The sequence below is a fragment of the Roseiconus lacunae genome (genome assembly GCF_008312935.1).
Classification (GTDB): Bacteria; Planctomycetota; Planctomycetia; order Pirellulales; family Pirellulaceae; genus Stieleria; species Stieleria lacunae.
The window spans coordinates 199320-215714 of sequence record NZ_VSZO01000001.1; the positions used below are offsets into that span (position 1 = coordinate 199320).

Consider the following 16395-nt stretch of genomic DNA (forward strand, 5'->3'; position numbering starts at 1 on the left):
CGCGTGAACGAAATGGATCGCCAAGTTGTACGCGATCGCCCGGCGGTCGATAGATTTCTACTCTGATCGAGTTTTTCTTGAACCAGCCATCGACCGTTTTGATTGTCGCCGTCGTGATCGGGCTATTGGCAGGGGGTCTGCTCGGGGCACAACCGAGCGTCAACGGCCTGTTGGGAAAGAGCGTTGCTCATCCGCTGCAAGCATCGTTGATTTCGTTCAGCTGCGGGACAGCGGTGCTGCTGGTGTTGACGTTGACAGTCGGCGGCGGCTTTCCTCCGCGATTTGTGGTGTCGCCATCGCAATTACCGTGGTGGGCCTGGACCGGCGGGGCGATCGGTGTGGTGATGGTTTCGACGTCTTTGTTTTTGGTTCCACGCGTCGGTTCGTTACCATGGTTTGCTGCGGTGATGACGGGGCAAACGATTGCGGCACTATTCTTAGACCACTACGGTTGGCTGGGGAATCCACGGTCGCCGGTATCACTGCTTCGGCTGATCGGTACGTTGCTGTTGATCCTCGGTGTGTTGGCGATCGTCGGTGCCAAGCAAATGGAACAAGATCAGTCGGCGACCAACGTCGAAACCAAGACCGACTCGTAGGTACAATCACGCTTCATGGCTGACCATCAATCTCCTTCCGATTCATCCGGCCTGCCTCGTGAGACGACGTCAGCTTCAGGGTCGGCCTCACTTGATGAGGTTTGGAATGCATTCGGAAGCCAACTGAGACGGCGTGCTAGGACTCGCTTACGGCAGTACGGATTGACCGGCCAAACCGAGTCGATGGACATCTGTAACGAAGTGATGGTGGACCTGGCCAGACGAAGCGACGCCGACCAACTGACCGCCGAAGACATTCTGAGTTATATCCTGCGGGCGATCGATAACGAGGTCGTCGATACCTTCCGAACACTCGCCCGCCATTGCCGAGACTTTCGCCGTAACGAATCGACACCGGTCGAAGACATCAAGTTGCGAACCGAACAAACGTCGCCTAGTCAAGTTGCCTTGCGCCGCGAAGTTGCCGATCGTGTCCGTTCAATTCTGGGGGAACAAGATGCCGTCGCAGTCGACATGATGCTCGAAAATCGCGACTGGAGCGAAATCGGAGAACGCCTAGGTGTCAAAGCGGACACCGCCCGTATGCGTGTCCGCAGGGCACTGCAACGTGTCCGCGATGAAATCGGCTTGCGGGAGTCTGAGTGATGTCCGGCAGTCCAACTCGTGACCATGATTCATCGATCGACCCTTTCGATGATAGCCGTGTGTCGATTGATGAGTTGGGCACTTGGCTGAAACGGATTCGTGCCGAAAACCCTACCGCGCCGCTCATCCAACTGCTCGACGGCTGTGAAGTTCATCGAGATTTGCTGGTCGACTTGGCCGCCCTCGACTTGATGCTCAGTTGGCGGCGTGGGCATCGGACTCCTACCGAAGACTATTTGAAGCAATTTCCCGAGCTCGCCCAATCAGAAAGCAGCGTGCTGGATCTGATCGATGCCGAAATGTGCATTTGCCGAGAGCTGAAGGTGTCCGTCGATATCGATCAATTGACCAAACGATTTCCTGACCTAGCAACCCCGATCCTGCAGCTCGCCTATTTAGATGGAGCCCCCATGAAAGGCAGCGGTATCGAAAGTAGCATTGCCGCAAGTAGTGATGTCCTCGGTTCGGCGGGAACGGCTAAGCCGGTGATCGAGCCGGCAGGCGCCTGCAACGATGGGAGCTCGTCCGCGAAGCCACCTAACATAGGTTCGAGCGAATTCGAGCTGCAGCGTGAATTGACGATCGCTGGTGTCGATCCCCTCGTCGGGCTGCAACTCGTCGGGCCGCAGGAAGATAACGAGTCCCCGGCACCGCGAGAGGATTCGATCGATGTCCCACTACCGATCAAGCCGCCCGATTGGATGATCGGTGCGAAATGTATCGCGACCACCCTTGGGCCGTTGGGGCGAAGCTGGCTTGTTAAAGGGCGCGATGCCGACCGCGGTGATGTGGTCGTGATGAAAGTCATCCCCTTTCCTCAAACTGCCGATCAAACACAGAAGACGCGCATTTTGGATCTCTGTGAACAAGCGAGCAATGTTTCGCACCCTTGTTGGGTGCCTCCTCGAATCGCCGCGATGAACCGTTCTCACTTGGCAGTCATTCGGCCATGGGTGTTCGGTACTCCGCTATCGGATCACAATTCCGAGCGGAATCGAACTGCCGATGAAAGACTCGCCCTTGCGGTACGAGCGGCGTTTGCGATCGCCGCGGCCCATCGATCCGGAGCCACACACGGTTCGGTTCGGCAATCTAATATGGTGCTCGGACATGATCATGAAGTCCGGCTGATCGACGTTGGCAGTAGTCTTCGTGGTTGGGATCGCTATTTCCAGCATTGGCACAATGACTTATCACGATCGCTTGCCTTCCGTATCAGTTCCGATACTCAGGCACTGGCTCGCTGGATCACCGGCGGATTAGTCGCGAGTGGTCGGTCGGCATGGGTCGAACCGCTTTGCGTTGATCTTGAATGGTCCGACGCGGAAACTTCCGCCGTGATCGGTGAACGCCTGCAGGCGATGTTAGACCGACCACCTCGCGAGAAAAACAAGTGGTGGGGGCGCCGTTGATCGATCATCTGCTCAATGCGACTGCAACTCGATTCTTGCTTGACGCAGCAGATCAAGTTCGACCGCTCGGTGGATGTCCGCAGGGATTAAAGAGTTGAGTGGAACTTCGTGGACGCTTCCCAAGGTATGCCTTAACCGAAGGGTGGTCTGATCCTTGACCTCAATAAACTCCGCCACCAACTGGTCCCCAGTTTGATTGTCGGTCCATATGGGAAGTGTGGGTCTCGGTTGGTTTGCCAAATCGGATTCGATGGCCGATTGAATTGACCGGTCTTCGCTCAAGTCGTCGAGCAAGGCTTCTTGTGCCGCCCGGCTCCCCAGCGCCCCCCACAAACCATAAGGACTTTCTGAACCTGGTGTCGTGTAATCTTCACCATGGGCGACACCTGGTTGATGAAGGTCACCGCAATCGATGTCATCGGTGACGAAAAGTGTTGCCCCATCACAGAAGACCACGTGGATGCCCCCGGCATGCAAACTGTTTGCGCTAACGACAGGATCGGTTGGCCCAAACGTCGACGTGCATGAAGGCGAATTTGGTGGAAGAACCGTTTGAAATCCTGTCAGCAGTGGCCATCCATCGCACCAGCGAGCCCCACGACCGAATTTCCAGAACTGTCGATCTTCCTTTGTGATGGTTTCCAGGCATCGCGAGGGTTGCTTGCTCAGTCCCTCGACATTACGAATGATTTCGCTTTGCCCTTCGACACGACGCAAGCTAGCGATGGTTTCCGAATACAGAATTGTGTTCGAAAGCCCATCGGTGCAGTCTCGTTGTCGCACGCCTTTGCCGGTCATAAACATCCCACGATTGGCCGCCAGACGACGATCGTTCAGCTCACGAAGCAGCGAATTAGATGGATCGAGCACTTCTCCTTGCATTGTGGTGCCATCGCCAAAGCTGGCAACGTAGCTCGTCAAGGTTAGTTTGGCGGTGGGGACTCGTAGCGAAGAAATGATCGGTGCATCGTTCACCGAGATCTTGGCCGACGCCGGACAGAGCAACATGGATGGCGCCATCGCCCAAGGGGGATACAGTTCCGGGTTGTAGGTAGGGGTTGGTCCCATCGCTGGAAACACACGGCCTTGCGGTGATTGGTAGGGTTTCGCGATCTGTTCCCAAGTCGATTGTTCGTCCAGAAACGGTAACAAACCGACCAGCGATCCCAGTCGGCCTTGGTTACTCCGCGCGGGGTCCTTACCAGACCATGTCCCACCGGTCCCGGGAGGAAGTTGTTTGAAGGCGTCTCCATAGTTTTGACACGCCAGGGCGATTTGTCTGAGGTTTGTCGCGCAACGCGCCGCTCGCGCACTTCCACGTTGTTCGAGCAATTGCCCCGGGAGGATTGTCAGAAATATGAGTCCACCAATAAGAACCATCAGCACATTGACAAGACGACTTGGTTCTTGATTCATGATTGAATTGGCCGATGAGGATCGAATCGAATGTAGAAGTCGCGTCTCATTTCATCAATGGTCTGCGAGCAAGCAGTCACGGCGGTTCGGCCCGTAGCGAAAGCCACCGAAATTCTCCGTGAGTTCTGCTACCGCCAAATCAAGTTCACGACTCTCCATCCGCGACTGAGATATACCAAGCTCCTTTGAGGTACATCATGGATAATGGCGTTTGGCTATCTTGAGTCGCAGATTTGATTTCGGCGGAAAACCCTTGCGCCGTGCGATCTTGATCGGTCACTTCGATGCGGTAGTCACCGTTGTCGATTGATCGGATCGCGTCTTCGAAAATTTGAATCAAATCACCGCGTCGGGCGGAGACCCGCGCGAGAATCTGTTCACGTTGTTCGGCCGTGGTCAAATTTGGGTGGTAGTACCGTTGAACGAACGCGTTGAACTTTCGGTCTTCGAGCAAACTGACCGCTGCCTGAATTTGATCGGGAAGTTCATCGACCGCCCGTTTCCAATCACCACGCTTGTCTGCCACGATTCGATAAGCGTCTTGAGAGCTAAAGTCGGCCAACGTCAGATTCATCGTTTGGCCTTTGGGCGTCTTCAAGACGACGTCGCCTTCGTCGCTACAGGAGACGATCCAGCCGGTCACCTTTGCTGGCGATCCATCTTTGGTCTTCGTAGCAAGATTCCAATCCCGTGGCGGCGGTGTTTGAGGGGTGGTCGAAGGATTGGTGGGTGAATCGATAGCCTTCGGCGGGGCAGTTTGCGACGGCGTCGCTTCTATCGCTGGAGTCGCCACATTGTTCGAGGGCGTCATCTCCTTTGCCTGGCCTGGTTTCAGGATTGCCGGCGGAGCAGGATTCGGGCTTGGAGTCGGCTTCGGTTTGGTTGGCGTGATCAATGGATTACGAGTCGCTTCCGTCGGTGTGATCGGATTCGGTTGGTTGGGATCGATGACGGCTTCGACCTGGTCACGCGAGATCTTTTCTCGCATGCTACGTGTCCCCATTGCACCCCATACGCCGTAAGGACTCTGGCTTCCTGGTGGCAATAACTTGGCCCCACCGGTTTGTTGGGGCGGTGGGCCAACGCTAGGACTACTGGGATCACCGTGGTCGATTGTCGAGGCGACGAAACGAACTTGGGCATCAGAGAAAGCGACATGAACACCGTCGCCGTGGTGGCTCGACGCCGACATGACACTGGTGTGTTCCCCCAGCGATGACGTGGCAGAAGGGGATCCGGGCGACAAAATCGTCTGAAAGCCCGCCGAACGTAGTCGTCCGTCGCACCAAACCGAGTCGCGACCGTTGGACCATCGTTGATCGTCGGAGAAGTCGCCGAGTGCGAGCGATGGGTTCTCCGCCAATCCAGCGATATCCTTCGCTACCGTAAGCCCCGCGATTCTTGCCTCGGCGAAAAGCAGTGTGTTGGATGTTCCGTCGATAATGTCACGGATGCGGATTTTTCTCTCCCGCGCAAAGACTCCGCGATGCGTTGCCAATGTCGTTGTAATCTTGCGGAAATCCGATTCAAAGTAGCCACACAGGTCGCCTGCCAAGTAAATCGCATCACCATAATTAAGCACATAGCTGCAGGCTTGTGATCGCGTCTGGTGGTCAAGATCATCGGGGCAGGCCAACGCAGTGGGGCGTTTCGCCCAAGGCGTGTATCGCTGTGGATCGAAACGCGGATGAGGTCCCATCGGTGGAAATGAAAGGCCACCCTTGTCAAAGGGATTCGAGATTTGTTCCCAAGCTTTTTGCTCGTCATAAAACGGCAACAAAGCGACCCAAGCACTGAGCGATAGATGGTTGCCACGGCTTGGTTTTTCACCCCCGGCGCCAGTACCACCGGCTCCCATCGGAAATTGCTTGTAACTGGCATGATAGTTCAGTGTCGCCAGTGCAAGCTGCTTCAAATTGTTTTGACACTGAATCGCGCGGGCGTGAAGTCGCCGACGAAGCGTCTTGACGGAAAGCACCGACAGCAAGACGAAAGCGGCAATCGCCAAAAGCAACCAATCGGTCCCACGAGTGGTATTAATGCAAGCAGTGCGTCGCACGATCGGGTCCCCCGGTATGACAAGACAGCATTCCGTCGATCCCGATTCCAATTGGGCGGACGGAGATGCATGGGATCCACTCACCTGCCCCATGCATGACCGCTCAATCTTAGCAAAGTCAGCGCGGTCTTGGCAAAGGTCATTTGATGACGAGCAGCGTCTCCTGATACTACATGGTCAATCGATCGCGGAGGGGGTGTTCGATCAGTATTCGATCGCTTCGAATTCAGGATTGTGATCAAAGTAGCGTTTGCGTTTAATCACGTCAGCGACTTTCTCTGGAACCATCTTCTCCCAACTCATATCGCCTTGCTTTATTTTCTTGAGCACTTCTCGCGATCGGATTCGCAGGCAATCGGGGTTGTGATCCTCGACGTCTTGAATACATCCTCGGTCTCGGAGGTAACCAAACAGTTGTTTTAACTGTGGATCGACTTGAAGATTATTGCAAGTGATCAGTTCCCCCGAATCAGAGGACAGCATCGGATAACAATAAATCTTCAAATCGTTCTTAAACAGTTTTCCGAACGCTTCCAGGATTCCGCCGTCAAGGCTGGCGTAGTATTGCTCGTCGAACAGTTCTTGAACGCTGCCTGATCCCATCGTGATCGCGATCGGTTCTTTGGTTAGTGATGAGAGATACGCGGCAAGGCGGAAGTAGCGGAAATAATCAGAAATCAGAACGGGCATCCCGCAAGCTGACATCACATCGGCGCGGGCCAGGAAATCGTTTAGATCGATCTCGCCTCCAGCTTTCAAGTTATTCATCGTCAGTTCCATGACCTGGGCGACTTCTTTCCCGGCGACGCTCGGCAATTTAGAAAATTTCTCGTTCGCACAACGGAGCATGTCTAAGTTGACGTTACAGACTGGGCGAAAGCTTCCTCGTTCGACCAGAATCGCTTTGCGGTAAAAATACTCTGATGGTTGCAACACGGTGCCATCGGCGGCGAACATCGCCGCGCCACTGAGCCCCAACTCGACCAGTCGCAAACTCATCAGGCGGTTGTCGACGTGACGGAATGCAATTCCGGAAAACTCGATCATGTCGATTTCGATTCGCGATGTTGACAATTCATCGAGCAACGACGCAACCAAAAGTTCCGGTTCGTGGTGCAGCGCGAAGGCACCATGAATTAAGTTCACACCGACGATGCCTAGTGCTTCTTGCTGCAGTGCGGCTTCGTCGTCGAGCATTTTGACGTGCAAAATGATCTGGCTGTCTTCGTCTTGTGGGTGTGCCTGGAACTTGATGCCGATCCAACCATGGCAGGCATTAGTGCCATGGAAATTTCGAGCCGAAACGGTGTTGGCGAAAGTGAAGAACGTTGTCGTATCGCCACGTTGCTCCTTCAAGCGATCGATGTTCAGCTTGTGTTCGTAGTCCAGCATTGCTTCCAGGCGTTCACGGCAAACGTAGCGTGACGCTCGTCCATAAATTGCGTCGCTCACTTTCATGTCATAGGCGGACATGCTTTTGGCGATCGTTCCCGCGGCACCACCGACACGGAAGAACCAGCGAACCACTTCTTGTCCGGCACCGATTTCGGCAAACGTGCCGTATCGACGAGGATCGAGATTGACCTCGAGAGCTTTCTGGTGGGTGTCCAGAGTTTCCAGGGGCTTTTGCTGTAGCGATTTGCGAATCATCGATCGAACGCCTCTTCCGTTGCTGAGCTGGCTGCATAAATCTGAGAGAAAATGGCAAGACGTCCGAACCTAGCTCGCCCCCTAACGCAATCAAATCGACACGACATCGGATGGCGACAAATGCATCCAATTAAGGACAAACCGTCATTTTTTCTGAATGACGGTTTTCCCAAAGGGGTCTCGCGTGGTGCCGCTACCTATCGGCATTCACCGATCTGCATCCACATGTGAATGTGCAGGCCCGTGTTGCCGCTCGCGGTCATCCCACAACCACATGCGCTCGCCGCGCAGCAGATGCCCCAATACGATCCGGCACAGATTTCGCTCGTGCTGACGATGGCCGATGTGACCGAACTGGCTCGATCACTGATTCAGCTGCTCATCGATTACCTCACGACTTTGGCGAGTGCCCAACGCACCGAAAAGACCGTAGGGGCTGCCAGCTCCGGGGGCACGATCTTCCGTCCCGTTTAGCGTCACCGTTCCCTTGCTTAGGTCACCACAATCGACGGAATCGGTCATGAAGATACAACCACCGTCGGCCATCAGCACATGTATTCCACCCTGGTGTCGACTGGCCGACGGAAGAATTCCAATCGATTCATCGTCGCCACCGAGACAGAGTTCACGGTTCGGCGGCAGGATGGTGTTGAATCCCGTATACAACGCCGCCCCGTCCGCCCATCGATAGCCACGGCGGCGATTCGGCGGTCCGAACCGTTGATGCGAATCTTTCCCGACATCGATCCAAAACTTCGGGCGTTCGGGGTCGCGTTGGTCTTCACAATGTATTGGCTGATCGATGACAGCGTGCATCGCATTATGAAGTGACGCGGCTCCGCGTACATCGCCATCACCAAGATCTGTGATGATCTCTCCCAGCATGATCGTATTGCTCAATCCGTCCAAAATTTCACGAAATCGAATCGCTCGACGAGGAACGAAGACACCGCGACCGGTTGCGTCAACGTCCTCGGCCGGGCGTTCGATCCATCCCGCAGTCGACTCGTCCCAATACGCTGATCCCGTGTCTAGGTTTTCGATCGCATCACCTAGACAAGCAGCATAGTTGACGCGTCCCATTGCCGGATTTCCGGATCCAACATCCGACGGACAACGCAATGCAGGAACTTCGGTTGTCCACGGAACATAAGATTGCGTCCACGGTGGCGGTCCCATCGGAACGAAGGCATCCCCCTTAGAGATAGATTCGTACAACGCTTGCTGTTCCAAGAACGGTAGCAGGCCAACGAACAGACTTAGCCTTCGTCCGTTGTGGTCGCGATCCCCAGGATTGTTTCTCCCTACTGCAGAAGTTCCGCCCATTTGAATCGGTAGCTGTTTGAACTCGGAATGATAATTATGCAGGGCCAATCCGATCTGACGCAGGTTGTTTGAGCAACTCATCCGCCGAGCAGCTTCGCGCGAGGTTCGAACCCCGGGGAGCAACAATCCGATGACCAGACCGATCGCGGCGAGAACGACCAACAGTTGTACGATCGTTAATCCACGCGCCGCCTGAGGACGCACCGCCACTCGATCGCCCCCAGCTGCCGAAGACCGATTCCCCGGGCGACATCGACTGACTCGCCAACACTCGTAAATCCCAATCGGGATCATCCAGCTCGCCCATGCGTTGATGCGGTAGGTCCACTCCGATTCGGTCCCACTAACGATCGTGATCCCCGCGATTATCCTTAGCAATAACGGCGACCAAAGGAGCAGATAGCAACGCATCGCCCACGTTTGATGTCGATCAAACTTTCCGGCGATGGCTTCTTTCGACGCAAGCAAAATTGTCCAACCGGTCAATACTGATTGAGTCATGAATCCAATCTCTGAGATCAAACCGCCATACGCTTGACGACTCATTAACAATCCTGATGGCACGACGCCAAACAAAACAACAACGAGTTGAAGTCGACCGAGGCGTCGATGGAGCGTTCCGGCCACTCGCCGTGTGATCAGTAGTGTGCCGACGATTAAGGCTAGCGGGGCGACCAGTAAATGCAGATAGAATGCCAGTACATAAACCCCATGAAAGGTATAGCGACGACCGGCGAGAAACGGTGAGGAATCAAAGTCGGCGGGAAAGTACCAGCGATACTGATAGAGGATCAGCAAGAAGACTTTCAATGACAACAGACCAACGGCCAGCTTAATTAGCCGATTCGAATTCGATCCATCCACCATCGAACATTCCCCGCGTTGAAAGTCGAACAATCATGAATCGCAACAAAGGTTACGTAGGTCGGTGATAGATCGTTCATTTAGGAGAACTTGCTATACCATTCTTTTGATGTCGGCGGTGAAGGTGGGGTAGGCAAATGGCATCGCCTTGAGTTCCTTCGCTGGGATCTGATGACGGATAGCCAAGGCAAACAAATTGACCTGATCTTCGCTCCCGACGCCCAGCAAGTGTGCTCCGACGATCAACCCAGATGATTTTTCGACCAATATTTTGTAGCCCGCACAGGTCAACCCAGCTTTTCGAACACTTCCCCAAGTCGACGTATCTTTGGTGTGGATGTCGAACTCAATTCCCCGCTCGCTTGCTTCCTCTTCGGTCATGCCGACCGTTGCGATCGGCGGGCAAGTGAAGGCGACTGCGGCGATCCCTCGATAGTTCGCTCGATGAGTGGGCTGGTCCGCGAATACATTTTTACCGATCACGTAGGCATCTTCGTTGGCGATTGGCGTCAACATCGGCGCCCCATTGTTCGCGCAGTCCCCACCGGCGAACACTCCGTCATGGCTGGTCGAACGCAAAGATGAATCGACCGCGATTCCGCGTTTCGTGAACTTGATCTCAGCCGCAGATAAATTCAATCGATCAAGGTTGGGAATTCGTCCGGCGCCATGGACGACTAGGTCGACTTCGATGGGCTGGTTGTTTTTGAAGTGGACTAAAAAGCTGTTTCCGCTTTGCTTCTTGATCGCTTGAATCTTGCATTCGGTCCGAAAACGAATTCCTTTCTGTTTTGACCACGCGACCAACTGATCGACCATGTCGTGGTCGAATCCTGACAACAATCGATCGCCCTGCTCAACGATGGTCACATCCGATCCATAACTGCGGGCGACATGCCCGAACTCCATCGAAATGTAGCCACCGCCAACGAACAGGACTCGTCGCGGCAGGTGTGTCTGTTCGAGAAACTCATCGCTGTTGATGATCCATCCACTTCCCGGAAATGAAAGCGGTCGAGGGGCCGCACCGACGCAGATCGCAAACCGCTTCGCGTGAATCCGTCGTGCCGGATCTACGGACGCGGGGTCGTTTTTGGATGGGTGGACTTCCACCGTCTGTCGGTCGACAAACGATGCTTGGCCATGAAATGTGGCGACGCCTTGATCGTTAAGTTTCTCTTCGGTGTGCTTGGCGACCGGTTCGGTGAATTGGCGTTTGTAACTGAGTAGTTCCTGCCAGTTTAGCTCAAGCTTTTGATGTTCGAATCGCTTGCCTTCATCGAAGCTGATCTGGTCGAATAACAGTGCAGCGTTGGTGAATACCTTCTTTGGATTACACCCTCGCAGTGCACATGTCCCGCCGAATTCACGGTTTTCTACCAAAGCTACTGAACGCTTTGATTGCACGGCCTCCCGCGCGATCGTTTTTGCGGCCGGACCACTACCGATCACGATTAGGTCGAACTGTGATTTGGTGCGTTCTTGATACGGTGACGTAAACGTTGTCGCTGCGTTCATCGGTAGCATCGATCCCTGGAAAAGAATGGCGTCGACGTGTTCACCGTAAGGGTACCACTTCGACCGAGTCAAAACGGGTCAGGGGAGAGCAATTCAGAGACCGTTCGTGATGGAAATCGACTAACGCTCGTTAGTCTGCTTTGGTTCCACGACTCGAAATCGATTGTTACGGTACTCGCAGTCTTTTTTTCCGCTAAATCGTACTTGCGTTGCTTGTTGATTTTGGGCGGTAAATAAGCAGCTTGTCACTTGTGCAAACGTGGTCGATTCCAATCCAATACCGACTCGGTCGATCGCGGCAAAGGTGCAACCGGTGATATTTGCACCATCACAGTTGCGAAGCGTCAAATCTGCTTCTTGTTTCGTCGCTCCGCCGAAGTGTTCCGAAGCAATCGTGACGTCGTCACAATATTCAAGGATAACGCCCAGCTTTGCCGATGCGCCGTCACCGTAGTGATAACGTGGGTTTCGATCGTAGAGGTTTCCGTTGAAGACAACTTGGCCACAATGCTTTGCAACTACGTTTGCCGTGTAGCCTTTCCATAACGTATTGCCTGTGATGGTGATTCCCCGGACATGCGACAAGTCGAGGTTGGTCTGGACATCTGAAAGGATGTTGTCCGCGATCGTGATATTTCCGGTCCGGCGTTCGTCGGTAAAGTCACGGGGATTTGACAGTCCGTTGATTCGAACGTTAGCCGACCCAGGGGCGTCATGGGTGTGCTGGATCGTGCAGCCGACAATCGCAACTTCGCCGACCGATGAATCGGTCGAGTCCAGCCAGACGTTCGCGGTCGGTGACGCATCAGAATCTCCCATGTTGCCTTCGATATCGCACCCGGTAATCTGCAGGTTGCGAATTTCGCTGCCTTTGGCGACCACGCCACCACCGGCGTTGTAGCTGATGTGGCAATTGCAGATGTTGATCTGATGCAAGTTGACGTGATCAAGAAAGACGCCAACACCGTGATTTTCATATAGATGACATTCCGACAGCGTTGTATTGCGATTTCGGTTGACCAATCGGATCGCGTCCTTCGCTTTGCGTACGACAACACGTGTAAGCGTCAACTGCATGGTGCCGTCCGCCTCGATACCCGAAGCGTCCGGATGGGCGCCGATGATTTCGATCGCATCGACCATCGGCGTACGTTCATTTTCCCAAACGTTGGGTTGAACCGTGCCAGGGTTCGCCGTTCCTCGGTGGGTCCCAACGAATCGGAAGGCCGGGCCTGGTCCTTCCATACGAAATTGGGCGACGCCATCACCGGACAAACTGGTCCAACCGACTTTCGCCATGTCAATTTCAATCGTTCGTGTCAGTCGATACACGCCACGGCGAAAGCGAATCGCACCTCCGTTTTCTTTGATCAGTTTTTCGATCGCGGCGGTGTCGTCGACTTTTCCGTCGCCGACGAGACTTTCGGGAGACACTTCGTCGGCAACAACCTCGCGTCCGGGGAAATAAAACGAACAGCTGATGAATAATAAAAAGGAAACAAAGCCGATAAGCTTGATCTGTCGGTCCATGTCAATCACGCGGCCTCGTTTTACGTTGCTTCAGCTCAAATTAGTTTCTTTCAAGTCATTCGGCGTCGCCGTAATAGGAAACCGCCGGTCAACGATGATAGCAGGATCACCGCTGACGGTTCGGGGATCGCGACGGCTGCCCCTGAGAGGACGCGAAAGTTGCTAAACGCGGCTTCCGACTGACCACCTTGCCAGCTCTGAAGAATCGACTGTTGATCGCTTCGCATAAAGAACGAAACCATCAGATTGTCGCCGTTCCATTGTTGTTGAAGGCTGGAAAACGTGGTTGAGTCGTCGGCCATCGTGGCACCTTTCGTCGTGGCCGCACCGACGGTGATGTCTCCGTTAGGGGCATGAAAAGAAACGAACAGCGTGCCCGATAGCTCGGAAGGTGTGCCAAGAAGCATGGCGTTTTGATTGACATCGTTCACCCGCGCCGCCCCCGCATAAGTTAACAGCGGTATCCCAGAGTTTGCGACCAAGCCGATCCCCGCAGAATTCTCTCCCGCTGCATCTTCGCCGATGCCAAACCCCAGTCCCAGCAGCCCACTTGGGTTCCCGGCAAAGGACCAATCATAGTCAATGGCCAACGCAAAACTGTCCGTGGGCCGAAAGTAGTGTCCCGTCATCGAACTGGCGACGGTCGAACCATTGACCGAAGCGAAGCCGATGTCGATTCCGGCGGCGATGGGCTGATCGAGCGCAAACAGGTTCGCCGTCGTAGGACTGGCCGCGACGCTGAATCCAGGATCGACCGGATCGGCAATCGGTTGCCAGGTTAAAAAATTGGTGACGTCGGCGTCGGCCTTGGATGGATCGATCCCGGCAATGACAGTCAGGCAAAAAACTGACAAGAGGATTTGGCGAAGACTCATTGGGGGTCGCAACATCGCAAGAAAACACCGTGGAAGAAACTCATGTTGATCAAGACAGGATATCAATCGGCCCCGTCTGATTCAGCAGATTTTAAGATGGTTTTCGGCAATGACTTTCGTGGAGCACCGGTTTTCTAGAAAAGGCGATTGATTCTTCGTCGACGACCTGCAAGCGACCGTCTCGATAGCTAAAACAATGGCCCTGCCGATCGAAGTGTCGCTCGCTTCGGCGACACACCGATGCCCCTCCCGCTAAGAGCCCGCGAGTATGAAGAAATACATTGCCGAATTCGTCGGTACATTCATTTTGATTTTTGTCGGTACCGGTTCGGTGATCGTCAATTCGGTCACCGACGGTGACGTCTCACTGGTCGGCATCGCGATGGCATGGGGGTTAGTCGTTTCGGCGATGATCTATGCGATCGGTGATCTTTCGGGGGCACACATCAACCCTGCCGTGACAATCGCCTTTTGGGTGGGTAAACGATTCGAAGGCCGTAAGGTTGTGCCGTATATCGTGGCGCAGTGCGCGGGGGCAATCGCGGCAAGCCTGTTGTTACGATTCCTCTATCCTGATCAAGAAAGCTTGGGAGCCACACTGCCCGACGGGACGGTGATGCAGTCGTTCGTATTGGAAATCATGCTGACGCTGATGTTGATGTTCGTTGTCTTGAACGTGACCGTCGGCGCCAAAGAGAAAGGTATCACGGCAGGGTTAGCGATCGGCGGGGTGATTTCATTCGAAGTCCTTTGCGGTGGTCCGATCAGTGGCGCCTCGATGAATCCGGCACGGTCCCTCGCCCCCGCACTCGTTGGCGGTCAAATGCAGCACCTATGGGTATACTTGGTCGCGCCGGTGATCGGTTCCGTCGCAGCGGTTCCGATCAGTCATTACCTGCACTCCGAGCGTGAGCAAACGCCGGAAGCCGAATGATCCAATTCGCAGGTCGGGCGGATGGTACTTCGGATTGACGACCGCTCTATTTCATCCTTTCCCAACCGAGCGTTAGTTTTGTCGCGGAACCTCAATGACGCCGCTGGCATTGTCGGCTTACGAATTAGAATGCTTCGGTTTTCAGACAGGTTCTTAATCGCGGCCGGGGCTTGATCGCCGAATTGAAGAACTGAATGATCTGTTAAAACACCGCGCTCGTCACTGAAAATAACTCAATGGTTGATCCTATCGCCCCCATCGCCCCCATCGCCCGGCGGAGGTGATGGTAGGTTGCGATCGACCGCTTCGGAATCCCAGGTATGAATGAACTGAAGTCCAAGGAAATCGATCGATTGGTCCGCAGCGCGATCGATGCCCGGGACCAAGCGTATGCCCCCCACAGTCATTTTTATGTTGGAGCTGCGTTGTGGATTCCCGACGGTGAAATCGTCTTGGGGTGCAACGTAGAAAACGCCAGCTACTCGCTTTCGATCTGTGCCGAGCGGGTCGCGACATCGACGGCGGTCATGAAGGGCTATCGCGAATTCAAGGCGATCGCGATTGCCAGTGTCGGAGGGGTCAGCCCTTGCGGGGCGTGCCGTCAGTTCTTGTCTGAATTTGGTAGGGACTTACAAGTCATCATGGCGGACGTCCTCACCGGGGCTCGGCAGATTCGCTCACTTTCGCAATTGCTTCCCGACGCATTTGACGCGTCGAATCTGCCGATGAATTAAAGCGACTCTGTTTCGCCTGAGCGCTCGAGTTGTGCCGTTCGCCAATCTTTGGATTCAATTTTCACCGTTCCATTCCGGATCGGAGATCTTGCGATGCATTTCACTCAGTCGCGCTTGGACGCTGAGCAGTCGCTGCCAGGCACTCAGCTTGAGTGAAACGCTTTGACTATTCTCGTCAATTTTTGCGGTGTCGACCAAACGGCAAATCCGATGCTGCAAAAAGTCAAGAATCTCGCAAAGCTGGGCACGTTGTCCCGGGCTGAGATTATCGGGGATCGAAGGGGCATCTCGAAGTGACGCGACATCGATTTGAAATGGAGAGCGTTCTTGGCTGAGGTCGAGCGCGACCGAGCTTTCCGAAGACGACATCTCACGCGCCATCGTGGGATTGTCGCTGCCGAGCGCAGCCAACCTTGCCGCGATCTCTTCTTCTGAGCCGACAAGCATCAGGCTGCGGCCGACCGAGATCAAGTCTCCACTGCGGAGAATTTTCAGTGGGTACTCGACACCATTTACCTTGGTCCCATTGGTGCTGTCTAGATCGGTCAGCACCAAGCGGTCGTTGTCACGCTGGATCTTGAAATGGCAGCGACTGACCCGCTCATCATTGAGCTGGATATCGTTGATCTCTTCGCGTCCAACGGTGAAAGGTGGGTTCAAGTTATGAAACACCTTTCCCCGGTCTGCGCCGTGTAAAACTTTTAATGTCACACCCGACATGGGCAGACTCCGCTGATGAGTTGATGAGTGATACGTGGCGTTCCGGCAGCGCTAGCGTGTATGTGACGCGAGTGCGCTGCTCCAATTGGAAATCTGGATGTGATCGGTCAGCCGAAATCCGAATTGGAACGCGGCGCTAGCTCCGGTCTATT

13 protein-coding genes are annotated in these 16395 nt (G+C 54.5%); 5 read left to right on the top strand and 8 right to left on the bottom strand.

What is annotated here, in order from left to right:
* Nucleotides 1–77 precede the first annotated feature (77 nt).
* The 3 genes from FYC48_RS00665 to FYC48_RS00675 are packed head-to-tail and all read left to right on the top strand — an operon-like array spanning nucleotide 78 to nucleotide 2617.
* Complete coding sequence (locus FYC48_RS00665; protein WP_230627435.1) at nucleotides 78–599, top strand: DMT family transporter; 522 nt, start codon at nucleotides 78–80, stop codon at nucleotides 597–599.
* 15 nt (nucleotides 600–614) lie between these two features.
* On the top strand, nucleotides 615–1205 hold the full coding sequence (locus FYC48_RS00670) for an RNA polymerase sigma factor (protein ID WP_149494782.1): 591 nt from the start codon (nucleotides 615–617) through the stop codon (nucleotides 1203–1205).
* On the top strand, nucleotides 1205–2617 hold the full coding sequence (locus FYC48_RS00675; protein WP_149494783.1) for a serine/threonine-protein kinase: 1413 nt from the start codon (nucleotides 1205–1207) through the stop codon (nucleotides 2615–2617). The genes FYC48_RS00670 and FYC48_RS00675 overlap by 1 nt, the downstream gene beginning before the upstream one ends.
* 12 nt (nucleotides 2618–2629) lie before the next feature.
* Here FYC48_RS00675 and FYC48_RS00680 read toward each other — a convergent pair whose 3' ends face one another.
* From FYC48_RS00680 to FYC48_RS00710, 7 genes are all read right to left on the bottom strand, one after another.
* Nucleotides 2630–4033 (bottom strand): DUF1559 domain-containing protein, encoded by a 1404-nt coding sequence (locus FYC48_RS00680; protein ID WP_149494784.1) that lies wholly within the window; start codon nucleotides 4031–4033, stop codon nucleotides 2630–2632.
* Nucleotides 4034–4178: 145 nt separating this feature from the next.
* Complete coding sequence (locus tag FYC48_RS00685) at nucleotides 4179–6092, bottom strand: DUF1559 domain-containing protein (protein WP_160149249.1); 1914 nt, start codon at nucleotides 6090–6092, stop codon at nucleotides 4179–4181.
* 204 nt (nucleotides 6093–6296) lie between these two features.
* Nucleotides 6297–7742: a TonB-dependent receptor gene (locus FYC48_RS00690; protein ID WP_149494786.1), complete on the bottom strand. Its 1446-nt coding sequence runs from the start codon at nucleotides 7740–7742 to the stop codon at nucleotides 6297–6299.
* Nucleotides 7743–8105: 363 nt separating this feature from the next.
* Entirely contained in the window at nucleotides 8106–9935 is a 1830-nt protein-coding gene (locus tag FYC48_RS28700; protein ID WP_160149250.1) for a DUF1559 family PulG-like putative transporter, read from the bottom strand.
* Nucleotides 9936–10025: 90 nt separating this feature from the next.
* Nucleotides 10026–11450, bottom strand: a complete 1425-nt coding sequence (locus FYC48_RS00700) for a dihydrolipoyl dehydrogenase family protein (RefSeq protein WP_160149251.1) — start codon at nucleotides 11448–11450, stop codon at nucleotides 10026–10028.
* Between the two features lie 120 nt (nucleotides 11451–11570).
* A complete protein-coding gene (locus tag FYC48_RS00705; protein WP_149494788.1) occupies nucleotides 11571–12980 on the bottom strand; it encodes a right-handed parallel beta-helix repeat-containing protein in 1410 nt (469 codons plus the stop codon).
* Nucleotides 12981–13030: 50 nt separating this feature from the next.
* Nucleotides 13031–13855, bottom strand: coding sequence for a PEP-CTERM sorting domain-containing protein (locus FYC48_RS00710; RefSeq protein ID WP_160149252.1), 825 nt, complete (start codon nucleotides 13853–13855; stop codon nucleotides 13031–13033).
* Between the two features lie 268 nt (nucleotides 13856–14123).
* On the opposite strand from FYC48_RS00710, the gene FYC48_RS00715 reads away from it, so the two are divergent.
* Nucleotides 14124–14789, top strand: a complete 666-nt coding sequence (locus FYC48_RS00715; RefSeq protein ID WP_149494790.1) for an MIP/aquaporin family protein — start codon at nucleotides 14124–14126, stop codon at nucleotides 14787–14789.
* A gap of 320 nt (nucleotides 14790–15109) precedes the next feature.
* Nucleotides 15110–15523, top strand: a complete 414-nt coding sequence (locus tag FYC48_RS00720; RefSeq protein ID WP_149494791.1) for a cytidine deaminase — start codon at nucleotides 15110–15112, stop codon at nucleotides 15521–15523.
* A gap of 54 nt (nucleotides 15524–15577) precedes the next feature.
* Here the strand turns inward: FYC48_RS00720 and FYC48_RS00725 are convergent, their stop codons facing one another.
* Nucleotides 15578–16243: an FHA domain-containing protein gene (locus FYC48_RS00725; RefSeq protein ID WP_149494792.1), complete on the bottom strand. Its 666-nt coding sequence runs from the start codon at nucleotides 16241–16243 to the stop codon at nucleotides 15578–15580.
* Between the last annotated feature and the right edge of the window lie 152 nt (nucleotides 16244–16395).